The organism is Duganella paludis (assembly GCF_054461335.1).
In genome coordinates, this window is sequence record NZ_CM136922.1 from 6,750,080 (window position 1) to 6,772,524 (window position 22,445).

The following is a 22,445-nucleotide window of genomic DNA, read 5'->3' on the forward strand; positions in this document are numbered from 1 at the left end:
AGGAGACAAGCATGTCAACCACAACAAACAAAGCGCTGACGGCATTGGTCGTCGGCGGCGGCATCGGCGGCATGTCCGCCGCCATCACGCTGCGCAAGATCGGCGCCGCCATCGACCTGATCGACATCGATCCGAAATGGGGCGTGTCGGGCGCCGGCATCACCATCACCGGCCCTACGCTGCGCGCCTTCAAGGAGCTTGGCGTGCTGGATGAAATCATCGAACACGCCTATACCGGCGAGGGCATCAAGGTGTGCGATGTCGAGGGCAATCTACTGCAGGAGCTGGACACGCCGATGCCGGCCGGCTCCGGCGTGCCGGGCAGCGGCGGTTTCACCCGCCCCGGCCTGCACAAAATCCTGGCCGACCGCGTGCGCCAGTCCGGCGCGCAAGTGCGGCTCAGCCTTACGGTGCAGGCGTTCCGCGAGCTGGCCGACGGCGTCGAAGTCACGTTCAGCGACGGCGAGGTAGGCCGCTACGACCTCGTGATCGGCGCCGATGGCGTCAACTCGCGCGTGCGCCAGCTGATCATCCCCGAGGCGCCGCAGCCGGAGTTCACCGGCCAGAATTCGTGGCGCGCGAGCTTCGAACGTCCGCCCGAGATCGACCGCCGCCACTACTTCCTCGGCGGCCCGCTGAAGGTCGGCTTTACGCCGGTGTCGAAGACGCATATGTACTTGTTCGTGCTGGAGAAAGGCCCCAAGGTGTGGCGCGAAGCCACCGGCCTGCATACGCCGCTCAAGGCGCTGCTGGAAGGCTACGGCGGCCTGGTGGCCAAGCTGCGCGACCAGATGGACGAGAACACGCAGATCGTTTACCGCCCGCTGGAAAGCTTCTACCTGCCGACGCCATGGCATCGCGGCCATGTGGTGCTGATCGGCGACTCCGCCCATCCCACCACGCCGCAGCTGGCCTCCGGCGCCGGCATGGCGGTGGAAGACGCGCTGGTGCTGGCGGACGAGCTGTCACGCGCCGCCAATGTGCCGCAAGCGCTGGATGCCTTCATGGCGCGGCGCGAAGAGCGATGCCGCATCATCGTCGACAGCTCGCTGGAAATAGGCCGCCTGGAGCAGATGCGCGCGCCGATCGCGGAGCAGACCGCCGTGGTGCAGCGCGCCCTGAAAAAACTGATGGAACCGATCTGAGGACGCCGCCATGCAACTGATCATCCGTTCAATCGACACGCCGGCCGAGGATATCGTCGCGCTGGAACTGGCCGCGCGGGATGGCGGCGCCCTGCCCGCCTTCACCGCCGGCGCGCACATCGACCTGCATCTGGCGCCGGGACTGGTGCGCAGCTACTCGTTGCTCAACGATCCGGCGGAGCGCCTGCGCTACGTGGTGGCCGTCAACAAGGACCCCGCCAGCCGTGGCGGTTCGCGCCATGTGCACGAATCGCTGCGCGCGGGCCAGGTCATCACCGTGTCCGAGCCGCGCAATCACTTCCCGCTGGTGGAGGACGCGCCGCTGGTGGCGCTGGTGGCCGGCGGCATCGGCATCACGCCGCTGCTGTCCATGATCCGGCGCCTGGCGGCGCTGGGCCGTCCATGGCGGCTGTTCTACAGCGCGCGCACCCGCGCCAAATGCGCCTACATCAAGGAGATCATGGCGTTGGCCGAGCAATCGCGCGGCATCGTCGAGCTGTATGTCGTCGACGAACGCGCCGGCGCCGTGCCCGACATCGCGGCCATGGTGAATACCGTGGCGCTGGACGCGCACCTGTATTGCTGCGGCCCGTTGCCGATGCTGCAGGCGTTCGAAAAAGCGACCGCATGGCGGCCAGCCGGCCATGTCCACGTGGAGTATTTCTCGGCCTCGCAGGAAGCGGCGGTGGCAGGCGGCTACGACGTTGTGCTGCAACGTTCGCAGCGCACCCTGCGCATCGACGCCGGCAAGAGCATCCTCGATGTGCTGCTGGCAAACGGCGTGGACGTGTCTTACGCCTGCCAGGAAGGCGTATGCGGCGCCTGCCAGACGCGCGTGCTGGAAGGCACGCCGGACCACCGCGATTCTTACCTGTCGCCGCGTGAGAAAAGCAAAGGCGACACCATCATGCTGTGCTGCTCGGGCAGCACAGCCGACAAGCTGGTGCTGGATCTCTGATCCAGCTTCCTTCCTACATCTCCGATATCATTTCTTGCAACGGCCGGCGCGACTTGTTCAAGCCGGCCAGCCAGTCGTTGGGCGCGTCACGATAACCCAGCGGCAGTAGCAACACACTTTTCAGACCGCGCTCGCGTAGCGCCAGCAACTCGTCGAGCGCCGCCGGATCGAAGCCCTCCATCGGCGTGCAGTCCACCTGTTCTCCGGCAGCCGCCATCAACGCAAACGCCAGGCCGACATAAGCCTGGCGAGCCGCGTGGTCGAAGTTTTCCTGTTCGCTGCGGGCCGGATACTTCGCCAGCAGGAACTTGCGGTAGTTGTCCCAATACTCGGACGGCGGACCGCGATCGGCTTCGGTCTGCGCGAATACGGCTTCGATGCGCTCGGCGGTATAGTTATCCCAGGCCGCGAACACCAGCAAATAGCTGCAGTCGACGATCTGCGATTGGTCCTTGGCCAGCGGCTTGATACGCTCCCGCACGGCCGGATCTTCGATCACGATCACTTCATAAGGCTGCAAACCGCTCGACGACGGCGCCATGCGCACCGCCTCCAGGATGCGGTCCAGCTGCGCTCGCGGCACCCGTTTGGCGCCGTCCATGCGTTTGGTGGCGTAGCGCCACCGGCATAATTCCAGTAAATCCATGCTGTACTCCCTTTCAAAAAAAATCTAAGTGCGTCCCATCTTGTAGAAGCAGGCGGCGGCTAGCAGGCCGAAGCCGGCTACGCCCAGGCCCAAACCTGCATAACCGACCGTCATGACCAAGGTGCCGCCCAACACCGGTCCGATGGTCGAACCGATCATCACCATGGCCGGCGTGGCGGCGACCGAGCGCCCGCTGGGGTCCAGCCTGGCCAGCAGGCCGAATAGGAAGGTATGCACGAACAGAAGCGGCGTGCTGATAACGGCGACGCCCACCGCATAGCTGCGCGCGTCCGGCAGCTGCGTGATGATCAAAATAATGACGGCATGTAGCAGCACGCCGAAGAAGATCGCCGACTCGGCGCGGATGCGTCGTTCCAGCGCGGCCGCCAGCGGCGTAGGCAGCAGATTGGAGAAACCGATCGCCATCAGCACCGACGACACCAGCGCGATCGAATAACCGCGATCGACACCGATCCGCTCTACAAACGGAAAAATCATCGACTGCGCCATGCAGAACACGCCCATGCCGGCCATGCCGAACCAGATGCGCGGCGACAGCGGAGCCTCGCCATCGCCGGCCTTGCGCGCGGCTTGCACCTTCGGCGGCGGAAACGCCAGCGCCGCCAGCAGCGCTGCAATGGTCATGATCCCCGCAAACACCAGGAACAGCGCATGGCCGCCCGCCGCCGCCAATATCGCCGGGCCGCTGCCCAGCACCACGATGCCGAAGCACGCCAGCGTGAAACCGGCATAGGCAAACATGCGGTGTGGACGCGCGCTGCGGCCCATGGTGCCGTGGACCATGGTGAGGGCGCAGCCGGCGCCGATGCCGCCCAGCAGGTGCAGCGCCGCCATCGCCGGGTAGTTCCCGCCCACCACGGACAGCGCCAGGAAGGCCAGTGCGGCGACGCTGTAACCGCACACCGCCACCAGCCGCGCCGGCACGCGGCCGAAGCGCGGCGCCAGCAGCATGCTGCTCAATACTTCACCGCCCAGGAACAGGGTGGCCAACAGGCCGGCCTGTTGCGGATCGAGATGGAACCAGCCAACCAGGCTGGCGCCGACCCAGACCGGCAAGGCGACCAGGTCCAGCATGCCGGCGCAATGGCCGGCCAGCAGTGAAGCGATGTTGGCGCGCGTGTAGCCGTCGCCGGCGGATAAGGACGAAACGGCGGGCGCGCGTGGGCCTGCCGTCGTTTCAGTGGCATTTTGCATGATGTGCTTTCGAGATTCTTGAGGCGTTGGCGGCCGCCCGGCGTGCGGGCGGCGCAGGAGATGCTAGGAGGTGATGCTGACGTTTTCGCCCTGCTTCAGGCGTTCCATGCGCGCGGCGATGTCGCCGTCGACGTAATACAGCTCGGTATAGCAACCGATGGCGTCGCGCGTGTCGAAGTAGGCCCAGCGGCAGTTGCCGAACGGCCCCTGGAACAAGCCGCCCATGGACTTCTTCAAGCCCAGGCCGAGGTAATGGCGCTCCGCCTGCCAATACTCTTCCTCGTTATCGAGCCGGAAGCCGATGTGGTGCGGCCCCGGTCCATGCGTTTCCAGCCAGTCGTTGTAGATGCTCTCGCCGCCGTCGTGACGCGCCAGTTCGATCAGCGTTTCGCCGGCAAAGCCGTAGGCGCAGCTGAACTGGAAGTCGCCCGGCTTGCCGAGGTACTCCTTGTCGGTCTGCTCCTTGGCCAGGTCCAGCGCCACGTTCCACGCTTGCACGCCGTTGGCCTTGCGCCAGAAGTCCACCGCCTTGTCGATGTCCTTGACGACAAAGCAGATCTGGTCGAACTTGCGGCCCAGGTAAGTCTTCGTTGCTGCGTTCATGTCTCCTCCTTTTTGTGTTGTGTATGCGCTCAGACGAACACGCCCAGGTTCGGCGTGGTCAGCACCGCCTCGGTCAGCAGCGCGGTGCGGCTGAGCAGGCGCAGGCCATCCGGGGTGACCAGCAGCCGGTCCTGGCGGCGCACCGGAATCACGTCGCCGCGTTCGTCGTGGCCGCGCTGGCGGAACAGCAGCAGCGCGCTTTCCACGGCGATGACATCGGCGCTGTCGGTACGCTCGGCCAGCACGCTGCCCACCACGCGCAAGGTGCGCGATGGCGGTGTTTCGGCCCAGCCGGCGCCGCTGTCGATGCGTTTCAGGCGTACCAGGATGTGGCGCTTGCTGTCGCAGATGCGGTAGGAGCCCGCTTCCACTTCCTCGCTGAAGTCCATGCGCGACTGGCGGATCGGCACGTTGTACGACAGGCCGTCGTCCAGCAGCGCGTACCAGTCCCAGAAGCGGCGCTCGTCCAGGATCTTGGCTTCCCTGGCCAGGAACTCCTGCGCCATCATGGTCAGTTCAAAATTCGACGCACTCATTTCGCTTCTCCTCGCATATCCTTGACCCAGCGGCGCCAGAACAGCTCCTGCAGGTATTCGCCGTAAATCGATTTATGGAACTTGCCCGGCCCCTTCCAGTCCGGGTCCGGTCCGGCGCGGCGCTGCTGGTAGTGCAGCATCACGCCATCGCGGCGGTTCCACGGGCTGGCTGCGGCCTTGGCGATGCCTTCCCACACGGCGGTGTCGTCCTGCTCGAAGATTCCGCCGGAACCAAAACCGAACTGGCCGGCCAGGTAGGCTTCCTGTTTCTGCTCTTCCGGCAGGAAGTCGTATTCCATCTGCCAGGTCCACAGTTCCATCACGCCCGGCGCCACCGGTTGCCACATGCGTATCATGGTGAACGGCACCGGACGGCCGCCCAGCGTAGCCGGCTGCGGGAAGCGCAGGTAACTGAAGTTGGGGAAGATGGTGCCGATGGTCGGCGGCGTGTTCTTGATCATGTCGAGCTGCACTTCGTCCAGGCCGGACAGGTCGAACTGTTCGCGCACGTCCTTCGGATAGGCCCACATCTCGAAGTCCGGCCCCCACTGGGTCAGCTCGTGGCCGATGAAACTGTGGCCGTTGTCGAACTCGTAGCCGCGCGCGATGGTGCTGACCTGGCGCACGTCCGGAATGAATTCGGTCAGCCCGGCCGACAGGTGGGCGGTGCTGACGTGGTAGGCGTCGCCGCAGAAGTTCTCGGCGCCGCTCTTCCAGTCGGCACGTACCTGGAAACGCTCCGGCACGCCCAGCACGCGCATGCCCTTGGGATGCAGGCCGACGATGGCTTCCAGCGCCCAGGCGGCGTTGCCGAGGTAGCCGCGCAGCGTGGTATCGTCCTCCGACAGCGAGGCGAAGATAAAGCCGTGGAAGCTCTCGACCTTGGCCGCCTTGCGCAGGCCCCATTCCTTGCGGTCGAAGTTTTCGTAGGCGTCGTTGAAGTGCGGCGCCCCGGCGAATTCGCCCTTCAAGTTGTAGGTCCAGCCATGGTAAGGGCACTTGAAGTGGCGCGTATTGCCCTTGTCCTCGTGGCACAGCTCCGTGCCGCGATGGCGGCAGTGGTTGAGCATGACGTTGACGCCGCCCTCGGCGTCCCGCGTGACGATGACCGAATCCAGTCCTATCTTGCGCTGCACGAAGTCGCCGGTGTTGGGGATCTCCGTTTCGTGGCCGATGAACACCCAGGCCTGGCCGAAGATGCGCACCATCTCGGCGCGGAACACGGCATCGTCGCAGAACACGTCGACCGGCAGCAAACCCTCGTCCATGCCGCTTTCGACGCGGTCGACCAGGGCGTCGAGGTCGGAGGTCTGGCCGCCCGATGAGATGGGAATGAACTTATACATAGCACTGTCTCCTACTGGTTATCATTGTTTAAAACTACATAGCCGTTGGCATCCACCGCCAGCGGCGCCCTGCTCAGCGCCAGCCCAAGACAAGGGCCGGCCAGTCCCGCGCCGCTGGCGATATCGAACTGCGCGCCGTGGGCGTAGCAGACGATGCGCGTGGCGGCCTTGTTCAGATAAGCGTGGCGTTTGTACGGCAGCGGCGTATCGCCTTCGTGCGGGCAGCGGTCGTACCAGCCGTAGATGTTGTCGCCGCGCCGCACCGCGAACAGCGTGTCGTGTCCCGTGCCTTCCGGGTCGAAGCCGCGCGCCGCGCCATCGGCGATGTCGTCCACATGGCACAGGATCACGGCGCGTCCCATGGCCTTAGTGGCCGGGCGGCGGGCCGCCGACCGGCGCCCATTTCTCGCGCGCCTGGAACAGGTAGACCTGGGTGTTGTCGGCCTTGGCCGGCAGCTCGCGCGGCACCCAGTTCTGGTCGTGCAGGTCCATGTCGGCGTCGTATTCGAAACGGCAGCCGAACGGGCTGTTGAAATACCAGAACCAGTTGGACCCCATGGTGTGGCGCCCCGGCCCCCAGAAGCTCTGGTAACCCTTGCCGCCGAAATGGGTTCCGGCCATGAACACTTCGTTCGGGCCGCCCAGGTGGAAGGCCAGGTGCTCGATGCCCTGCATGTGCGGCGGCGTCTGGATCAGGAACAGCGTGTGGTGTTCCAGCGTGCCGGCCGGCTGCAGGAACGGGCCGGCGCCGACCAGGCGGTCGGTGCAACGGAAGCCCAGGCGCTTCACGTAGAACGCTTCGCCCTTGTCTGCACTGGGCACGAACAAGGCGATATGCGACAGCGACCGCAGGCTGGGTGCTGCGGCCTGCGCCTGCACGCCGAGCTGGTTGGGCGCGCGCTGCGGCTTGGCGCCGGCGGCGTTGATGGGTTCCGCCGCCAGCTCGATGGCGCGGCGCGCGCTGACCTGGAAGCCCAGGCAGAAGCCCAGATCGTCCAGCGCTTCAATCGAGCCGTCGGCCAGGCGGCGTACTTCGCGGTCCTTGCCCAGTTCCGCGGCGATCGCTTCCACGGTGGCGGCATCGGCCACGCCGTAGATGGTCTTGCGCAGCGCGTTGCCGTTGTCCAGCGCCGGAGGCAGCGAGGGATCGTCTTTTTCCGCGATCACGATGGCGGTGCCGTCCAGCGCTTCGAAGCGGTCGCCGGCAGCGGCGGCCGGGGCCAGGCCGTAGTCGCCCAGGTACTGGCGTGCGGCGGCCATGTCGTCGACGCCGAATACCAGTGCGTCCAGTCCGATGATGTTCATTTGTCTATCTCCTTGGTTATTTTGTCCAGCCTATGTGCCTCACTGTATGTCCGCCCGCCGGCCCGAGCTAGCGGCAGGCCGGTAAAGCAGCTATGCAAGCGGTAGATATCTCGGTTCGGCCACTTTGAATACCTGCACCAGCGCGGCCAGCTCGCGCGCCTGCCCGCACAGGCTGGCGGCCGCTGCGGCGGCATCCTTCACCAGCGCGGCGTTCTGCTGCGTCACGTGGTCGATGTGCGCCACCGAACCGTTGATCTGTTCAATGCTGGCGCGTTGCTCCTCGCTGGCGGCGGAAATCTCGGCCATGATGGCGCTCACCTGTTGCACGCTGACGACGATGTCGTCCATGGTGGCGCCGGCCTGCTCCACCAGTTCCCCGCCCTTGCGCACCTGCTGCACCGAGTCGCCGATCAGCCCCTTGATTTCCTTGGCCGCCTCCGACGAGCGCTGCGCCAGATGGCGCACCTCGCTCGCCACCACGGCAAAGCCACGTCCCTGCTCGCCCGCGCGCGCCGCTTCCACGGCGGCGTTCAAGGCGAGGATATTGGTCTGGAAGGCGATGCCGTCGATGACGGCGATGATGGCTTCGATCTTGCCGGCGGCCACGCTAATGGCCTGCATGGTCTGTTCCACCTGCGCCACCGCCTGGCCGCCGCGTTGCGCCACAGCGCTGGCGGCCACGGTGAGCTGCTTGCCCTGGCGGGCATGATCGGCGTTGTTGGCGACGGCGCCGGCCAGGCTTTCGATCGACAGCACGATGTGCCGTATCAGGCCGGCCTGCTCGTCGGTACGCTGCGACAGTTCCTGGTTGCCGGCCGCGATATCGCCGGTGGCAAGGGCGATGGTGTCGGTGTTGGCGCGCACGTCGCCGACGATGCCGGCCAGCCGGTCTCGCATGCCCTTCATTGCGCCCAGCAGGCTGTCGGCGCCGCCGTGGCGCAGCGCGATCTCGCCGGCCAGGTCGCCGCCGGCAATCTCGCCGGCGATGCGCGCCGCGTAGACCGGTTCGCCGCCGAGCTGCATGCGCAGGCTGCGCGTCAGCAGCACTGACACCGCCACTCCCGCGATCAATGCCGCGAAGCCCAGCGCCACCATGATGGCGCGCGTGGCCAGGTACTCGTCCCTGGCCTGTGCGATCGCTTGCGCGGTCAGGGCGTCTTCCAGCGCGATCAGTTCCTCCAGCGACGCCAGCCAGCGGCTCTGCAGCGGCAGCAACTGCGCGGTCAGCAAGTTGTAGACATTTTCCGTCTGCGCGCTCCTGACCATGTCGAACACATTGCCGGTCAGCGGCCTGGCTGCGGCATCGAGCACCGCAATCTTGTCGAACAGCGCACGCTCCTGCGTGCCCTGGCGGTCCAGCATGCCGCGCAGCTGCTGGCTGCGCGCGGCGTACTGCTGCTCCTGCCGCAAGATGCCGGTCATTTCATCCTGCACCTCGGCGGCCGAGCCGACCAGCACGATATTGCGCAAGGCGATCATGCGGCGGAATACGGTGTCCCGCATTGCCATCGCGTCGCGCGCCTTGTGGCTGTTGACCACCGTGCTTTCATCCATGCGCGCCTGGTTGCGCCCCATGGCGCCGATGCCGAAGACGGCCACCGCCACCAGCAGCACCAGGATCACCGCAAAGCCGGCGCGCATGCGCGCCCCTATCGTCCATGTCCTGAGTCGCATGGATTCTCCTAGGCTTTACGCGTCAGGACCGCGCGATTCAGAAGGCCCTGATCGGCCACCACCGTCTGCCCGGTCATCAGCTTGTTGTGGCGCGAGGCGAGGAAGGCGTACAGCGGACCGTGGTCCTCCGCCGTCGGCAGCTCCTGCATCAGGCTCAGTGAGCGGAACATGGCGAGGAAGGCGTCCTTGGGAATGTCCGACTGCAGCTGCGCCTCCATGCCAAGCGCGCCCGGACCGCGCAACTGGCTGTTGGCGATGCCGGCCGGCGCCACGGCGTTGACCCGCACATCCGGCGCGAACTCGAACGCCAGCTGGTTCACCAGGCTGCGGATGGCGCCCTTGCTGGCGCTATAGGCGGCGCCGCCGCCGTCGGCCGCATAGGCTGCGGTGGAGGTGGTCATCACCATCGCCCCGCCGCTGGCGCGCAGCAGCGGATGGAATACGCTGGCCGACAACATATAGCCCTTGACGTTGATGTGGAAGATCTCGTCGAACAGGGCATCGATGCGCTCCGGCGCCATGCGCAGCAACGGCACATTGCCGTCGAAGATGCCCTGCGTGCCGATCAGCGCATCGAGCCGGCCGTAACGATCGATCAGCGCGTCGCGGCAGGCCTGCAGGTCGGCCAGCTTGGTCACGTCGCCCTGCAGTACAAGAACGCCGTCGCCGAATTCCTCTCGCAAGGCGGCAACCTTGGCGGCGGAAACGTCCATGACGGCCAGCCGCGCGCCTTCCAGCAGGCAGTGCCGCGCTACACCGAGGCCAAGCCCGGAACCGCCGCCGGTCACCAACACCACATCGTCTTTTAATAATTGCATGTCCGCTCCCATCAGATGGCCAGGGCCAGTGCGTCGAAGGAGGCGCGCATGATGCGCGCGTGTTCCTGCTTGTCGCCGCCGCAGATCTCGATCTCGCCCAGTTGCGCGGAGTTCTCCACCACCATGCGGCAGCGATCCCAACGCCGTTGCTGGAAGCGGCGCAAGGCGCCGACCACCGTCTTCGCACCGGCCAGCTCCTCCGCCAGCACGATCGCATCCTCGATGCCGATGCAGGCGCCGGAGGCCAGATGCGGCGTGGTGGCGTGCACCGTGTCGCCGATCAGTACCACGCGGCCGCGATACCACGGCTGCGGCATCAGCAGCGACTCCAAGGGCCGGAATACCACCAGCGAGCGCTCGTTGATCTGCGTGCCGATCTGGCGCAGCATCGGGCAGGAGAACTGCGCCAGCAAGGCCTGCAGGCGCGCCAGGAATTCTTCCGGCGGGACCATGGAGTTGACCGCGCGGTCTTCATTGATGAACAGGTACATCTCGTCTTTGGAGACGGGATTCAGGCCCACCTTGATTTTCGGTCCCACCCACAGCATGGTGCGATTCACCTGCGCATGGCGCGGCAGCACGGCCCGCCACACACCCTGCCCGGTGTAGCGCGGCGCCGGCGCATCGGGGAACAGCATCTCGCGCATGTTCGAGTACAGGCCGTCGGCGCACACCATCAGGTCGTAGCGTCCCTTGCCGCCGTCGGTGAACACCACGTCGACGCCGCCGGCGTCCTGCTCGACGGTGGTGACGGTGCTGCCGAGACGCACATTGACGCCGGCCGCCAGCGTGGCGTCGGCCAGGATGCGCGCCAACACCGGGCGCATGATGGCGGCGCTGCCCGGCACCGCGCTGTCGGCGATGCGCGGCGTCGGCAGCCGTGTGATCAGCTTTCCGTCCGGGGCCAGCAGGTCGATGCCGTCCCAGGCGCAGCCCTCCTCAAGGAAGCGTTGCAGCACGCCGAGGGTGTCCAGCGCGCGCAGCGTGGCGCCGCCGATGCTGATGCCGGCGCCGTAGTTGCGCCAGTCCGGATGGATTTCCACCAGATCGACGGCGATGCCGCGCTTGCGCAGCTCGATCGCCGCCGACATGCCGGAAAAGCCGCCGCCCACGACCAGGGCTTTTTGTACGATATTGTTCATGACTTGCTTCCTTGCGCGACAAACGTTTCGATGATGGCGCTGACTGCTTGCGGCGCCTCGTGATTGCAGATATGGCCGCTGCCGGCCAGCACGGTCAGCGCGGCGCCCGGCAGCCTGGCGGCCAGCTCGCGCATGGCCGGCACCGGGCCGCCGCCGTGGTCATGCTCGGCGGCGACCAGCAAGGTCGGACGCCGCATGGAGGGGATGGCCGCTTCCAGGTCCATCTCGACAAAGGCGCCCACGTAGGCCAGGTACCCTTCCAGCGTGGTGCGCTTCATCATGGCGCGCAGCGCCGCGTCGACGTCGGGATGCGTGGTACGGAATTCCAGGCTTAACCAGCGGTCGACGGTGGCGTCGGACAGCGCGTCCATGCCGGTCTCGCGCGCGGTTTGCATCCGTTTGCGCCAGAAGTCCCTGCGCTCGTCCGGCTGGCGCGGACGGCAGCAGAACGCCACGATGCGATCAACGCGCTGCGGTTGTTGCAATCCCAGCGCCAGGGCGACCGAGCCGCCAAAGCCCAGGCCTGCGAGGTGCGAACGCGGCACGTCCAACGCATCCCACAGCTGGACGATGCCCTGCACGATGTCGGCAAAGCGGCAGCCTTCCGGTGGCGCCGGGCTATCGCCGTGGCCCCACGGGTCGAAGGTCAGCACGCGGTACGAAACCGCCAGTGCCGCCGCCTGCTCGCGCCAGAAGCTGGCGTCGTTGCCGATGCCGGGAATGAAGGTCAGCCAGGGTGCGCCTGCCGGACCGTCAAGCTGATAGTGAAGTGGTGGCAGTCTCATTTTCGATATGCTTTCGTGTTGTTGATGCCGCCGGCGGCAGCAGGAGGAAATGCGCCAGTGCCGGCAGCAGCACCAGTGCACCGAGCATGTTCCACAGGAACATGAAGGCCAGCAGCAGCCCCATGTCGGCCTGGAATTTAATCGGGCTGAAAACCCATGTGACCACGCCGATGGCCAACGTGACGCCGGTCAGCATGACCACCTTGCCGGTGAAGAGCAGCGCGCGGTAATAGGCTTCGGACAGGCTGGCGCCGCGCCGCATGGCGGTCAGCACCACCGACAGGATGTACAGCGCGTAGTCGACACCTATGCCGACGCCGAGCGCGATCACCGGCAGCGTGGCAACCTTCACGCCCATGCCCAGCCCCACCATCAAGGCCTCCGCCAGGAAGGACGTGACCAGCAGCGGCAATATCGCCACCACCACCGCGCGCCAGGAACGGAAGGCCGCATAGGCCAGCAGCACCACGGCGCCGTACACCAGCCAGAGCATCTTGTTCCATGCGTCCTTGACCACGATATTGGTGGCGGCGTCGATACCAGCCGAACCGGCGGCCAGCAGGAAGCGGGCGTCCGCGCTGTCGTTGGCCGCGGCGTAGGCCTTCACGTGATCGATCACGCGGGTCAGCGTTTCCGCCTTGTGGTCGCGCAGGTAGACATACACGGTGAGCATGCTGCAGGCGTCGTTGTACAAGCCGCGCGGGGCGTTGGCGGTAATGGTGTTGATCATGTCCTGGCTGGGCAGCATCTCGTACCATTTGGGATAGGCTTCGTTCAAGCCTGTCAGCACGCGGCGGTTCAGCAGGGCCAGCGTGTTGGTCGATTCGACGCCGTCGAGCTGCCGCAGTTGCCATTCCAGCTCATCGACCTTGAGCACGGTGGAGACCTTGGTGCACGCGCCTTCCGGCGTTTGCACCATCACCGCCAGCACGTCGTTGGAGGCGCCGTAGGCGGCGTTCAGGAAGGCGACGTCGCGGTTGTAGCGGCTGTCCGCGCGCAGCTCCGGCGCGCCCGGATCGAGGTCGCCGATGGACAGGCGGCTGCCGGCCGCGAAGCCGGCCGCCAGCAGCACGGCGCCGGAGGCAACGGCGGCCGTCGCCCAGCGGCGTTGCGTAAAGCGGTCGAGCAAAGCCCACAGCTTGTGGCGTTGGGCGCCGGATGCATCGGCCTCCTCGTCGCGCAGGCTGCGCGCGGCCGCCTTGGCGCTGACGCCGGTGTAGGACAGCAGCACCGGCAGCAGGATCAGGTTGGTGAAGATCAGCACCGCCACGCCGATCGATGCGGCCACCGCCAGTTCCCGGATCACCTGGATGTCGATCACCAGCAATACCGCGAAGCCCACGGCGTCGGCCAGCAGCGCGGCCAGTCCGGCCAGGAACAGGCGGCGGAAGGTGTAGCGCGCCGCCACCAGCCGATGGGTTCCGCGTCCGATGTCCTGCATGATGCCGTTCATTTTCTGCGCGCCGTGGCTCATGCCGATGGCGAACACCAGGAACGGCACCAGGATCGAGTAGGGATCAAGCGCATACCCCAATACCGGCAGAATACCGAGCTGCCACACCACGGCGATCAGCGAACTGGCCACCACCAGCAGGGCCGAGCGCACGCAGCGCGTGTACCAGTAAAGGGTGGCGCCGGCGATCGCAACCGCGATGGCAAAGAACAGCAGCACATAGCGCACGCCGTCGATCAGGTTGCCGATCAGGACCGCGAAGCCGGTGATGTGCACACTGACGCCCTGCGCTTCGTACTTGACCCGCAGCTGTTCCAGCTTGTGGGCAAAGGCGGCGTAGTCAAGCGCCCTGCCCTGCTGGTCTTTGGCCAGCAAGGGAACGTAGATCACGGCGGAGCGGGCGTCGCCAGCCACCAACTGGCCAATTTCGCCCGAGCGGGCGACGTTGGCTTCCAGCTGTTGCAGGCTGGCGGGGGAACCGTCATAGCCGTCCGGGATGACCGCTCCGCCTTCCAGCCCATCCTCGGTGACGCAGGTCCAGCGCGTGCTGGGCGTCCACAGGCTCTTCATGCCGGCGCGGGCGACGCCGGGCAGCAGGAACATCTCGTCGCTGAAATCGCGCAGGACCTGCAGGTAGCCCGCCTCGTAGATGCTTCCCTTGGGATTGGCCACGACGATGCGCACCGAGTTGCCCAGGCCTTGCAGCTCGTGCTGGTGCGCCAGGAAGTTGACGATGTAAGGATGCGAGGCCGGGATGGTTTTCTCGAAGCTGGCCGACAGCCGCAGCGTGGTGGCCTGCCAACCCAATACGATGGTCAGCAGCAGGCAAAGCGCCACCACGATGGCGCGATGGTTGAACAACGCGCGTTCCATCCATGAACCGGATGCGCGATCGAAGGCGGCCAGCTCGCGCACCACCGGTTCGCTTTGTTGTGTATCGCTTTTCATTTGGTTTTTCCATTGTGGTCCTGCGCCGGCAGGCGCATTGCGCCACCGAGGCCGAATGCCAGCAGGCCGCCGTCCTTGAGCAACAGCAGCCCGGCCAGCGGCGGCATCGGCTGCACCGGCAGCGCTTGCAGCGGTGCGCCCTGGGCGCTGGTGTAAAGCTTGCCGCCCTGGTTGGCCAGCAGCACGCGGCCTTGCGGCAGCGGCGTCGCGCTGAGGATGGAGACCGGCGGCGCTCCGCCGATCGCTTGCCAGCTCTCGCCGTGGTCGATGGAGCGGAACAGTTTTCCGCGCAGGCCTGCCGCGACCAGCGCACCGTCGCCTTCCAGCGCCAGGGCGAACCAGCTGCCCTTGTAAGGGCTGGCCAGTGCGCTGAAACTGCGGCCACCATCCAGTGAGCGGTGGATCTGCCCCTGCTCGCCGGCGACGTACACGGTATCGCCGCTGGAACGAATGACGTGCAGGTGCAGCGCGCGCGGGTTGTCGAGCCGGCCGCCGATGCTGTTCCAGGTGGCGCCGCCATCGCGCGTTTCAAAGAACAAGTTGTAGGCGCCCACCGCCCAGCCGTGCCGTGCGTCCTCGAAGCTGACGTCCAGCAGAGGCTTGTCCGGGCCATCGGCCACCAGCAGGCGCGCGCCCTTGAGCGCGCGCGCCGCCGCCGCGTTGTCCGGATTGCGACGCGCGTCTTCCTCGGCCGCTTGCAAGGCGCGTTGCGCCAGGGTGGCGCCGTCGGCCTGCAAGGACCAGCGTTCGCCGCCGTCCACGGTGTGCAGGATCACGCCGCCGTGGCCCACCGCCCAACCGAGCCTGTCGCCCACGAAGGAGACGGCGGTGAGCGTGGTGCTGACGGGGACATGGGCCGCCTGGCGCCAATGCAGCCCGCCATCATCCGACAGCGCTACGACACCGCGCTCGCCGACGGCAACCACGCGGGCACCCGCCTGCGCCGCCGCCAGCAGCACCTGGCGTTCCGGCGCCTGCACCTGCACCGCAGGCCGCGTCAACGCCGGGAACATGCCGGCAGCAGCGCACGCCGGCAGCAATGCCAGCGTCGCGCAGAAAGCGAAGATCTTCATCATCGTCTTCCGTTCCACCTTAGCGCAGGCTTTCACCGGCGATGGCCTCAGGACTGAAATAGCTGTCCGGACGGCGCTTCTGCAACGAGATCTGGCTGGCCTTGCTGTTGTAGACCTGGCCGATAAACGCCGCGCCGCTCAGCAAATCGTTAAAGCCGTTCGAACCGATCATCACGCCCGGGAGGTCCGGCGCCACCAGCACTTGCGACCACAGGGTTTTCCACAGTTGGCCGCTGGCGTCCCAACGGTCGCCCAGCACGCAGATCCACGTATCTTCGTCGCAGTAGTAGCGGCTTCGCGGCGCCTGGTGACGCTGGCCAGGACGTAGCGTGGCCTCCACCACCCACACGCGATGCTGCTCCCAGCGCATGTAGTCCGGGTTGTAGTGGTTCTTGCCCAGCACCTGTGCATCGGTCTTGGTCTGCATGAAGCGGTTGTTGTTATAGGGGATGTAGAACTCCTTCTTGCCGATGATCTTCCAGTTGAAGCGGTCCAGCCGTCCGGTCCAGGTATAGATCTCGTCGAAACTCATCACGCCTGCGGCGGCCGGCGTCGGCGCGTCGCAGCAGGCGTTCGGCAGCTTGCGTACGCGGCGCTGGCCGGTCAGGTAGACCCAGGTCTGCAACTTGTTCGGATCGATGTTCTCGTGCGCCAGCAGCGCCTCGCCGGCGCGGATGGCCGGACCGGTATTGCGGATGCGGACGGTCCAGAAGACGCCGTCGCCCTTCTCGAAATCGGCCGTGCCGCGATCCTGGAAGTAGTACGGGAACTGCTGATCGCCTTCGGTATCCGACACCAGCACCGGCTTGCCGTCGGCGGTGAGCTGATACCAGCTGTTGGCAAAGCTCCACGACACGCCACGCCAGTGCAGGATGTGGTTCCACATCACCTCTTCCCCGGTCTTCGGAATCGGGAACGGAATGCCGCCATACACGCCGCGCGGCACGCCCGCTTCGATCTTGCCCTTGCCGGCATTGGCCAGCGTATTGTCGTACACCCATTGCGGCGCGGCCGCCGTGCGATGCGTCGGATAGATATCGACCCGATAGGTGTCCGGATATTTCTTCAGCAACGCCTTGGTACCGTCGGTCAGCTTGTCGGCATACTGCTCCATATTCTTCGCGGTGATGCTGAGCAGCGGCTTTTCATCCTTGAACGGATCGCCGCGACGGCCGCCCGGCTTGTCGCCGGGGACCGGCGTGGTATAGCCGCCGCTCCAGGCGGGAATCGCGCCGTCCTTGCTGGCGGCGCGTTCGCCGCCCAGCGGCGTCAGTTCGCCTTTCAGCTTGGCCGCTTCCTCCGCCGGCACCGCCGCATGCACCGGCAGCACCGCCATCGCGCCCCCCGCCACGGCCATCGCCGCCAACCACTCCGTCATCCAGGTATGCTTGTTCATGTCTTTGTCTCCTTGTTATAGGTCTGTCAGAAGCTGCGGCGCAGGCTCAGGGACAGGAAGTCCCGGTCCTTGCGGGCCTGCTGGTAGCTGAACGACTGCGTGGCGTCCAGCAGCGTGCCGGCGCTGCCGGCGAAGTGGGTGTACGCCAGGCTGAAACGCCACACCTGTTCATAGACACCGTTCACACCCAGCGTGAAGTCGCCGCCGTTTTCGGCCGGGAAGGACGGGCCCATGACGGAGCGCGATCCTTTCGGTGTATAGCCAACGCCGAGCGGAAAGCCCAGGTCCAGGCCGGACACCACCTGGCGATAGGTCGGCTCGAACACCAAGCGCATCGAAACCGCATCGCGCGTGGCGTTCGGATCGAGCGCAGCGGCCACGCCCGGCGCGGCGGACACGCAATTGACGCGGCAGCTGAGCAGCCGGTTCCAGGCTACTTCGCCGACCAGGCTGGCCTCGCGCCAAAGAGCCGACGGCTCCAGCGACCAGATCACCGAAGCGTTGGCGTGCGCGGTATTGCCGATCGCGTAGGCCGGATGGCTGTTGTTGTCGCTGACCGGGATCACGCCCGGCGGCGCCAGTGCGGAAGCGTCCGAGGCGTGGGTCGACGCCAAGGCCTGGTTGCGCCGCAAGGAGGCCTCCACCGCGACATTGACGCTGCCGAAGCTGCGGCTGGCGCTGGCGCCGTAGGCGGTGCTGTCCTCGTTGTAGGTCAGGTAGTAGCTGGCCGGGAGCACGCCCGCCGGCGTAACGCCCAGCCGCACTACCTGTTGGAAGTCTTTGTCATGGAAGCGCAGCGCATACAGGCCCAGGTCCGTTTCGGCGACCTGCCAGCGCAGCTGCAAGCCATATTGGCCGCCATTGCGCGGCAGCTTGTCGGCGGTGCGCACGGCCGATGCGGTTGGCCCCAGCAGCAGGCGTTCGGCGCCATCGACATTGGTATCGTTGACGGAGAAGTAGCTGCCCACCGCCGGCAGGCGATTGGAGCGATAGCGGAACTGGTGGTAAGCACCCAGCGTCAGCGTGGACGACAGCTGGAGTTGCGCCGACAATTGCGGAACCGGCAGCACGAATTCCTTGGCCTGCGCAGTGGGATCGGCCAGCAGGCGGCTGATGTCGAAGGCGTTCTGCGCGCCGGCGATGGCGTTATTGGCGAAGAACAGGCTCTCGCCCCACACCACCGCATGCTGGCCCAGGCGGGCCGTCAACGGTGTCCCGCCCAGGTCCGCACTGGCGAAGATGAAGGCGTCACGCAGCTCCGCACGGCGGCCATGCAGGTCGCGCGTGCGGCCGGTGAACTCGTTGTACGGTGCCGAGGTATGGTTCGGCGCGGCACCGCCGCCGAAACCCGGGTTGTCGTTGCCGGTGTTGTAGACCGTGTCGTACCAGGCGGTGGCGCTGACGCGCGCGCCGAAGCCGCCACGCGCCACCACATCCAGTTCGCTCAGCCACTCGGCGCGGTTGGAAATCAGGCCCTTGCCGAAATTGCGGTCGCCGTCGTCGGCGTTCGGATTCGCCACCAGCACCGGATCCTGGCCTTTGAGGCGGAAGGCAGCACCGTACTTGAAGGTATTGGTCCAGTTTAGCTTGACATCGTCGGCGGCATCCGCGTTGTCTTCCGCTGCTGTGCCGTAGGCGGGCAGCAGCGCCGTCAGAGCCAGAACAACGGGAAGCGCGCGGGGAATTGCTTTATTATTTTTCACAGCTAGTCTCCTTTTATATTTTTTGTCAGTCCTGCGCCAGTCCATCCCAGCACAGGTACTTCATTTCGAGGAACTCCTCGATGCCGTACTGCGAGCCTTCCCTTCCCAGCCCGCTTTGCTTGACGCCGCCGAACGGCGCGACCTCGTTTGAAATCAGGCCGCAGTTGATGCCGACCATGCCCGCCTCCAGTCCTTCCGCAGCGCGCCAGATCCGCGCCGCGTCGCGGCTGTACATATAGGCCGCCAGGCCGAATTCGGTGTCGTTGGCCATGGCCATGGCTTCGGCGTCATCGCGGAAGCGCAGCAACGGCGCCACCGGCCCAAAGGTTTCCTCATGCGCCACCGCCATCGCCGAGGTCACATTGGCCAGCACGGTCGGCTCGAAGAAGCAGCCGCCCAGCGCATGGCGCTTGCCGCCGGTGAGCACTTCGGCGCCGTGTTGCACGGCGTCGGCGATATGCGCCTCGACCTTTTCCAGCGCGGCGCTGTCGATCAGCGGGCCTTGCTGCACGCCCGCTTCCAGGCCATTGCCAACCCGCAGCGCGGCCACGCGCTGCGCCAGGCGGGCCGCGAAGTCGTCGTACACGCCGTCCTGCACCAGGATGCGGTTGGCGCTGATGCAGGCCTGGCCGGTGTTGCGGAATTTGCAGGCCATCACGCCATCGACGGCGGCGTCCAGGTCGGCGTCATCGAAGATGACGAACGGCGCATTCCCGCCCAGCTCCATCGAACACTTCTTGATGGTCGCCGCCGATTGCGCCAACAGCACGCGCCCTACTTCGGTCGAGCCGGTGAAGGTCACCTTGCGCACCAGCCGGTGCGAGGTCAGCGTGCCGCCGATGGCGCGCGTGTCGTTTCCGGTCAGGACGCTGAACACGCCCGGCGGCACGCCGGCGCGCAGCGCCAGTTCGGCCAGGGCCAGCGCCGTCATCGGCGTCTGGCTGGCCGGCTTGACCACCATCGAGCAACCTGCGGCCAGCGCCGGCCCGGCTTTGCGGGTGATCATCGCGGCCGGGAAGTTCCACGGCGTGATGGCGGCGCACACGCCGATCGGCTGCTTCAGCACCACGATGCGCTGGCTGTCCTTGGGTGCTGGAATCACATCGCCGCGCACGCGCTTGGCCTCTTCCGCAAACCACTGCAGGAAGGAAGCGGCGTAGTCGATTTCGCCGCGTGCCTCCGCCAATGGCTTGCCCTCTTCCAGCGTAATCAGGGTGGCCAGGTCGTCGCGCGCCTCCATCGTCAGTTGATACCAGCGTTGCAGCACTTCCGAGCGATGCTTGGCGGTGGTCTTGCGCCACAGGCGGAAGGCCACGTCGGCCGATTCGATAGCGGCCTTGGTCTGCTCTTCCTGGCAGCGCGGCAGCTCCACCAGCACTTCGCCGGTGGCGGGATTGCGCAGGGTGTAGCTGCCGTGCGGCGTCGCCATTACCCAACGGCCGTTGATCAAGGCGCCGTCGCGCCACAGGGTGGGATCTTTCAACAGGTGTTTCATGCTCATCTCCTCAGCAAGGGAAGCGGCCGGTCATGAATTCGCTGTCCGGGTCCGAGGTCACTTCCAGTTTCGAGGCGACCAGGCCCTGACGCAACGTTTTCATCCAGCGGTCCGGGATGCGCATGGCAGGCCCACGCAACGGGCCGCCGTTGAAGCCGGCCAGCCAGTCCATGTACTTCCAGTTGGTGCGGTTGATGTAGTTGGTGCCCGGGATGTAAGCGGCGGTGGCGGCGCCGGCGGCCTGGCGTGCCGGCTGCACCTGCCAGTACAGCTCCATCGCCTTGTCCCATTCGCCGTTGCGGGCCAGGTCGAAGGCTTTCGGGAAGTAGTCGCCCATCCACTGGGTGTAGCTGGTGCCGGAGAATTGCAGCTTCATGAGACTCATCAGCGGCAGCGCATCGCCCTCGATCGGGCAGCTGATCACCACTTCGTCGCGGAAGTGCTGGTACATCTCGCACAAGCCGGCCACCAGCGGGAATCCCTGCTCCGCCTTGATGGCGACGATGTTCGGGCACTCGTCCAGCAGGCGGCGCACCAGCTGTACCGACATGCCGGCCGGATGCACGCGCTCGAAGCCCCACAGCGGAATCGGGAACAGCATCACGGCCAGCTCGGTGGCGTCGCAGAACTTCTTGGTGTAGTCGAAGATCTGCTGTTCGCTGGTCGGCCAGAACTGGGTGGGATAGGACAGCAGCACGATGTCGGCGCCGGCTTTTTCGGCCAGCTTGACGGCACGGATATTCTCTTCCAGCGTGTCGAAGGCGGCGTGGAAGAACAGCCCCAGTTTGTCGCCGGCGGTATCGCGCGCCAGCGCCGTGAACAGCGCATTCTCTTCGGCGGTGATCGCCACTTCGGAGCACAGCAGCGTGTACTTGAAGCCCTGCTCCACCACCCGCTGCACGTCATGGCGGATGCCTTGTTCGTTCAGGCGCTTGAGGTCCGCGCTATAACTTGGAATGGTGACCGACGAGCAGCCGACGAGGTAATCCCGGGCCCAGGCGCGGGCGTCTTTTTTCTGGTACTTAGGCATGGTTGTCTCTCTGAGTTGGGTTATTTGTCGATGGTCTGGATGGTGGACGGCAGCGTGACGTAGCTGCCGGCGGCATCGGCCTTGTGGAACAGCATTTCCGCGATCACCACGTCCTGCAGCGCGGTGCCGACCGATTTGTAGATGACGATGTCGTCGGCGCTGCGGCGGCCCGGCACGGCGCCGGAAGCGATGTCGTTCAGCGATGCAAGCTTGGCCTCGACATCGACGCCGGCGGCGGCGGCGGTCAGGCCGTCGCCGGTGTGGCCGGCCACTTCTTCCGGCATGTCGGCCACGATCAGGGTGGCGCGGGCCATGGTCTCGGCATCGACTTCGCGCTGCTCCGGCAGGGTTGAGCCGATCGACACCACCGTCATGCCGGGCGCCAGCCAGGCGCCCTGAATCACCGGCGATTCGTCGCGGCTGCGGGCGGCGCAGAACACCACGTCCGCGCCCTCGACGGCGGAACGCGCATCGGCGACGGCTTCGATATCGGCTACCCCGGCCTCGCGGAAGGCGGCGGCAAATCGTTCGCGGCTGGCAGGCGTCGGGCTGTAGACCCGCACCGACGCCACTTCTCGCGTGGCCAGCAGCGCCTCCAGCAAGCCGCGCGCCTCGAAGCCGGAGCCGATCACCGCGACATGCAAGGGCTTGGCCGGCGCCAGCAGGTCGACCGCCACCGCCGCCGTGGCGGCGGTGCGCAGGCCGGTCAGGCGGCTGCCGTCGACCAGCGCGGCCAGGTCCATCGTGGCCTTGTCGAACAAGGCCACCAGGTAGCTGGCGCGGTGAATCCTGGGCGAGGCGGCGATCAGCTTGCAGCCCATGAAGCGCCCGGACGGCGATACCGCCGCCAGGCCGCGCAGCCAGTAGCCGTCGCCGCGCGCCATCACGCGCGGCGGCACCATGTCCGGCGACATCGGCTGCGAGTACGCTGCACGCAGCGCCGCTACGGCGGCCGGCCATTCGGCCAGCGAGGCGACGGAAGCGTCATCGATAAATACGGTGGGAACCTGGGTGATGGCACCCGGCGGCGATAGCTGGTTCATGTACAGACTCCTTTAAGGTATGCCTGTACTGTATTGACTGGCCCCGGCGCGAGCTAGAAGCGGCCCGGGAAAGCAGATATCTACGCGCTGCATAGCTGCACCGCCCAACTACAAAAAAGCCGGCGGCGCAT

The 22,445-nt window shown here is 66.2% G+C and carries 20 protein-coding genes; 2 read left to right on the forward strand and 18 right to left on the reverse strand.

What is annotated here, in order from left to right; translation table 11 throughout:
- The first annotated feature begins 11 nt into the window (after positions 1-11).
- Both ACXZ1M_RS29620 and ACXZ1M_RS29625 read left to right on the forward strand, forming a co-directional pair.
- Positions 12-1,145, forward strand: a complete 1,134-nt coding sequence (locus tag ACXZ1M_RS29620) for an FAD-dependent oxidoreductase (protein WP_459051174.1) — start codon at positions 12-14, stop codon at positions 1,143-1,145.
- A gap of 10 nt (positions 1,146-1,155) precedes the next feature.
- Positions 1,156-2,103, forward strand: coding sequence for a PDR/VanB family oxidoreductase (locus ACXZ1M_RS29625; RefSeq protein ID WP_459051175.1), 948 nt, complete (start codon positions 1,156-1,158; stop codon positions 2,101-2,103).
- Positions 2,104-2,116: 13 nt separating this feature from the next.
- Here the strand turns inward: ACXZ1M_RS29625 and ACXZ1M_RS29630 are convergent, their stop codons facing one another.
- The 18 genes from ACXZ1M_RS29630 to ACXZ1M_RS29715 form a co-directional block, all read right to left on the reverse strand.
- Positions 2,117-2,749: a nitroreductase family protein gene (locus tag ACXZ1M_RS29630; protein WP_459051176.1), complete on the reverse strand. Its 633-nt coding sequence runs from the start codon at positions 2,747-2,749 to the stop codon at positions 2,117-2,119.
- Positions 2,750-2,773: 24 nt separating this feature from the next.
- Positions 2,774-3,964 (reverse strand): MFS transporter, encoded by a 1,191-nt coding sequence (locus ACXZ1M_RS29635; protein WP_459051177.1) that lies wholly within the window; start codon positions 3,962-3,964, stop codon positions 2,774-2,776.
- A gap of 63 nt (positions 3,965-4,027) precedes the next feature.
- Positions 4,028-4,567, reverse strand: a complete 540-nt coding sequence (locus tag ACXZ1M_RS29640) for a VOC family protein (RefSeq protein ID WP_459051178.1) — start codon at positions 4,565-4,567, stop codon at positions 4,028-4,030.
- A 29-nt stretch (positions 4,568-4,596) separates the two neighbouring features.
- Positions 4,597-5,103 (reverse strand): aromatic-ring-hydroxylating dioxygenase subunit beta, encoded by a 507-nt coding sequence (locus tag ACXZ1M_RS29645; protein ID WP_459051179.1) that lies wholly within the window; start codon positions 5,101-5,103, stop codon positions 4,597-4,599.
- On the reverse strand, positions 5,100-6,449 hold the full coding sequence (locus ACXZ1M_RS29650) for an aromatic ring-hydroxylating oxygenase subunit alpha (protein ID WP_459051180.1): 1,350 nt from the start codon (positions 6,447-6,449) through the stop codon (positions 5,100-5,102). The genes ACXZ1M_RS29645 and ACXZ1M_RS29650 overlap by 4 nt, the downstream gene beginning before the upstream one ends.
- A gap of 11 nt (positions 6,450-6,460) precedes the next feature.
- The gene (locus tag ACXZ1M_RS29655) at positions 6,461-6,811 is read right to left on the reverse strand and encodes a Rieske (2Fe-2S) protein (RefSeq protein WP_459051181.1); all 351 of its coding nucleotides are present in this window, start codon (positions 6,809-6,811) and stop codon (positions 6,461-6,463) included.
- 4 nt (positions 6,812-6,815) lie between these two features.
- Complete coding sequence (locus ACXZ1M_RS29660) at positions 6,816-7,754, reverse strand: VOC family protein (protein WP_459051182.1); 939 nt, start codon at positions 7,752-7,754, stop codon at positions 6,816-6,818.
- Between the two features lie 90 nt (positions 7,755-7,844).
- The gene (locus tag ACXZ1M_RS29665) at positions 7,845-9,428 is read right to left on the reverse strand and encodes a methyl-accepting chemotaxis protein (protein WP_459051183.1); all 1,584 of its coding nucleotides are present in this window, start codon (positions 9,426-9,428) and stop codon (positions 7,845-7,847) included.
- Between the two features lie 8 nt (positions 9,429-9,436).
- Entirely contained in the window at positions 9,437-10,246 is an 810-nt protein-coding gene (locus ACXZ1M_RS29670; RefSeq protein ID WP_459051184.1) for an SDR family oxidoreductase, read from the reverse strand.
- Between the two features lie 11 nt (positions 10,247-10,257).
- On the reverse strand, positions 10,258-11,388 hold the full coding sequence (locus ACXZ1M_RS29675) for an FAD-dependent oxidoreductase (protein ID WP_459051185.1): 1,131 nt from the start codon (positions 11,386-11,388) through the stop codon (positions 10,258-10,260).
- Positions 11,385-12,173, reverse strand: a complete 789-nt coding sequence (locus ACXZ1M_RS29680; protein WP_459051186.1) for an alpha/beta fold hydrolase — start codon at positions 12,171-12,173, stop codon at positions 11,385-11,387. The genes ACXZ1M_RS29675 and ACXZ1M_RS29680 overlap by 4 nt, the downstream gene beginning before the upstream one ends.
- Entirely contained in the window at positions 12,142-14,574 is a 2,433-nt protein-coding gene (locus ACXZ1M_RS29685; protein WP_459051187.1) for an efflux RND transporter permease subunit, read from the reverse strand. The genes ACXZ1M_RS29680 and ACXZ1M_RS29685 overlap by 32 nt, the downstream gene beginning before the upstream one ends.
- Positions 14,571-15,650 carry a WD40/YVTN/BNR-like repeat-containing protein gene (locus tag ACXZ1M_RS29690; RefSeq protein ID WP_459051188.1) on the reverse strand — a complete coding sequence of 360 codons (1,080 nt, stop codon included), beginning with the start codon at positions 15,648-15,650 and terminating at the stop codon, positions 14,571-14,573. The genes ACXZ1M_RS29685 and ACXZ1M_RS29690 overlap by 4 nt, the downstream gene beginning before the upstream one ends.
- A 16-nt stretch (positions 15,651-15,666) precedes the next feature.
- Positions 15,667-17,043 (reverse strand): DUF1329 domain-containing protein, encoded by a 1,377-nt coding sequence (locus tag ACXZ1M_RS29695; protein WP_459051189.1) that lies wholly within the window; start codon positions 17,041-17,043, stop codon positions 15,667-15,669.
- 26 nt (positions 17,044-17,069) lie between these two features.
- Positions 17,070-18,746, reverse strand: a complete 1,677-nt coding sequence (locus tag ACXZ1M_RS29700; RefSeq protein ID WP_459051190.1) for a DUF1302 domain-containing protein — start codon at positions 18,744-18,746, stop codon at positions 17,070-17,072.
- Between the two features lie 25 nt (positions 18,747-18,771).
- On the reverse strand, positions 18,772-20,241 hold the full coding sequence (locus ACXZ1M_RS29705; RefSeq protein ID WP_459051191.1) for an NAD-dependent succinate-semialdehyde dehydrogenase: 1,470 nt from the start codon (positions 20,239-20,241) through the stop codon (positions 18,772-18,774).
- A 10-nt stretch (positions 20,242-20,251) separates the two neighbouring features.
- Positions 20,252-21,271, reverse strand: a complete 1,020-nt coding sequence (locus ACXZ1M_RS29710; protein ID WP_459051192.1) for a dihydrodipicolinate synthase family protein — start codon at positions 21,269-21,271, stop codon at positions 20,252-20,254.
- A 20-nt stretch (positions 21,272-21,291) separates the two neighbouring features.
- Complete coding sequence (locus tag ACXZ1M_RS29715) at positions 21,292-22,314, reverse strand: ornithine cyclodeaminase family protein (protein ID WP_459051193.1); 1,023 nt, start codon at positions 22,312-22,314, stop codon at positions 21,292-21,294.
- Between the last annotated feature and the right edge of the window lie 131 nt (positions 22,315-22,445).

Excerpts from the sequence above, each read along its gene's own strand:
- ACXZ1M_RS29620 (WP_459051174.1), top strand. The coding sequence starts at position 12 with ATGTCAACCACAACAAACAAAGCGCTGACGGCATTGGTCGTCGGCGGC.
- ACXZ1M_RS29625 (WP_459051175.1), top strand. The coding sequence starts at position 1,156 with ATGCAACTGATCATCCGTTCAATCGACACGCCGGCCGAGGATATCGTC.
- ACXZ1M_RS29630 (WP_459051176.1), bottom strand. The coding sequence starts at position 2,749 with ATGGATTTACTGGAATTATGCCGGTGGCGCTACGCCACCAAACGCATG.
- ACXZ1M_RS29635 (WP_459051177.1), bottom strand. The coding sequence starts at position 3,964 with ATGCAAAATGCCACTGAAACGACGGCAGGCCCACGCGCGCCCGCCGTT.
- ACXZ1M_RS29640 (WP_459051178.1), bottom strand. The coding sequence starts at position 4,567 with ATGAACGCAGCAACGAAGACTTACCTGGGCCGCAAGTTCGACCAGATC.
- ACXZ1M_RS29645 (WP_459051179.1), bottom strand. The coding sequence starts at position 5,103 with ATGAGTGCGTCGAATTTTGAACTGACCATGATGGCGCAGGAGTTCCTG.
- ACXZ1M_RS29650 (WP_459051180.1), bottom strand. The coding sequence starts at position 6,449 with ATGTATAAGTTCATTCCCATCTCATCGGGCGGCCAGACCTCCGACCTC.
- ACXZ1M_RS29655 (WP_459051181.1), bottom strand. The coding sequence starts at position 6,811 with ATGGGACGCGCCGTGATCCTGTGCCATGTGGACGACATCGCCGATGGC.
- ACXZ1M_RS29660 (WP_459051182.1), bottom strand. The coding sequence starts at position 7,754 with ATGAACATCATCGGACTGGACGCACTGGTATTCGGCGTCGACGACATG.
- ACXZ1M_RS29665 (WP_459051183.1), bottom strand. The coding sequence starts at position 9,428 with ATGCGACTCAGGACATGGACGATAGGGGCGCGCATGCGCGCCGGCTTT.
- ACXZ1M_RS29670 (WP_459051184.1), bottom strand. The coding sequence starts at position 10,246 with ATGCAATTATTAAAAGACGATGTGGTGTTGGTGACCGGCGGCGGTTCC.
- ACXZ1M_RS29675 (WP_459051185.1), bottom strand. The coding sequence starts at position 11,388 with ATGAACAATATCGTACAAAAAGCCCTGGTCGTGGGCGGCGGCTTTTCC.
- ACXZ1M_RS29680 (WP_459051186.1), bottom strand. The coding sequence starts at position 12,173 with ATGAGACTGCCACCACTTCACTATCAGCTTGACGGTCCGGCAGGCGCA.
- ACXZ1M_RS29685 (WP_459051187.1), bottom strand. The coding sequence starts at position 14,574 with ATGAAAAGCGATACACAACAAAGCGAACCGGTGGTGCGCGAGCTGGCC.
- ACXZ1M_RS29690 (WP_459051188.1), bottom strand. The coding sequence starts at position 15,650 with ATGATGAAGATCTTCGCTTTCTGCGCGACGCTGGCATTGCTGCCGGCG.
- ACXZ1M_RS29695 (WP_459051189.1), bottom strand. The coding sequence starts at position 17,043 with ATGAACAAGCATACCTGGATGACGGAGTGGTTGGCGGCGATGGCCGTG.
- ACXZ1M_RS29705 (WP_459051191.1), bottom strand. The coding sequence starts at position 20,241 with ATGAAACACCTGTTGAAAGATCCCACCCTGTGGCGCGACGGCGCCTTG.
- ACXZ1M_RS29710 (WP_459051192.1), bottom strand. The coding sequence starts at position 21,271 with ATGCCTAAGTACCAGAAAAAAGACGCCCGCGCCTGGGCCCGGGATTAC.
- ACXZ1M_RS29715 (WP_459051193.1), bottom strand. The coding sequence starts at position 22,314 with ATGAACCAGCTATCGCCGCCGGGTGCCATCACCCAGGTTCCCACCGTA.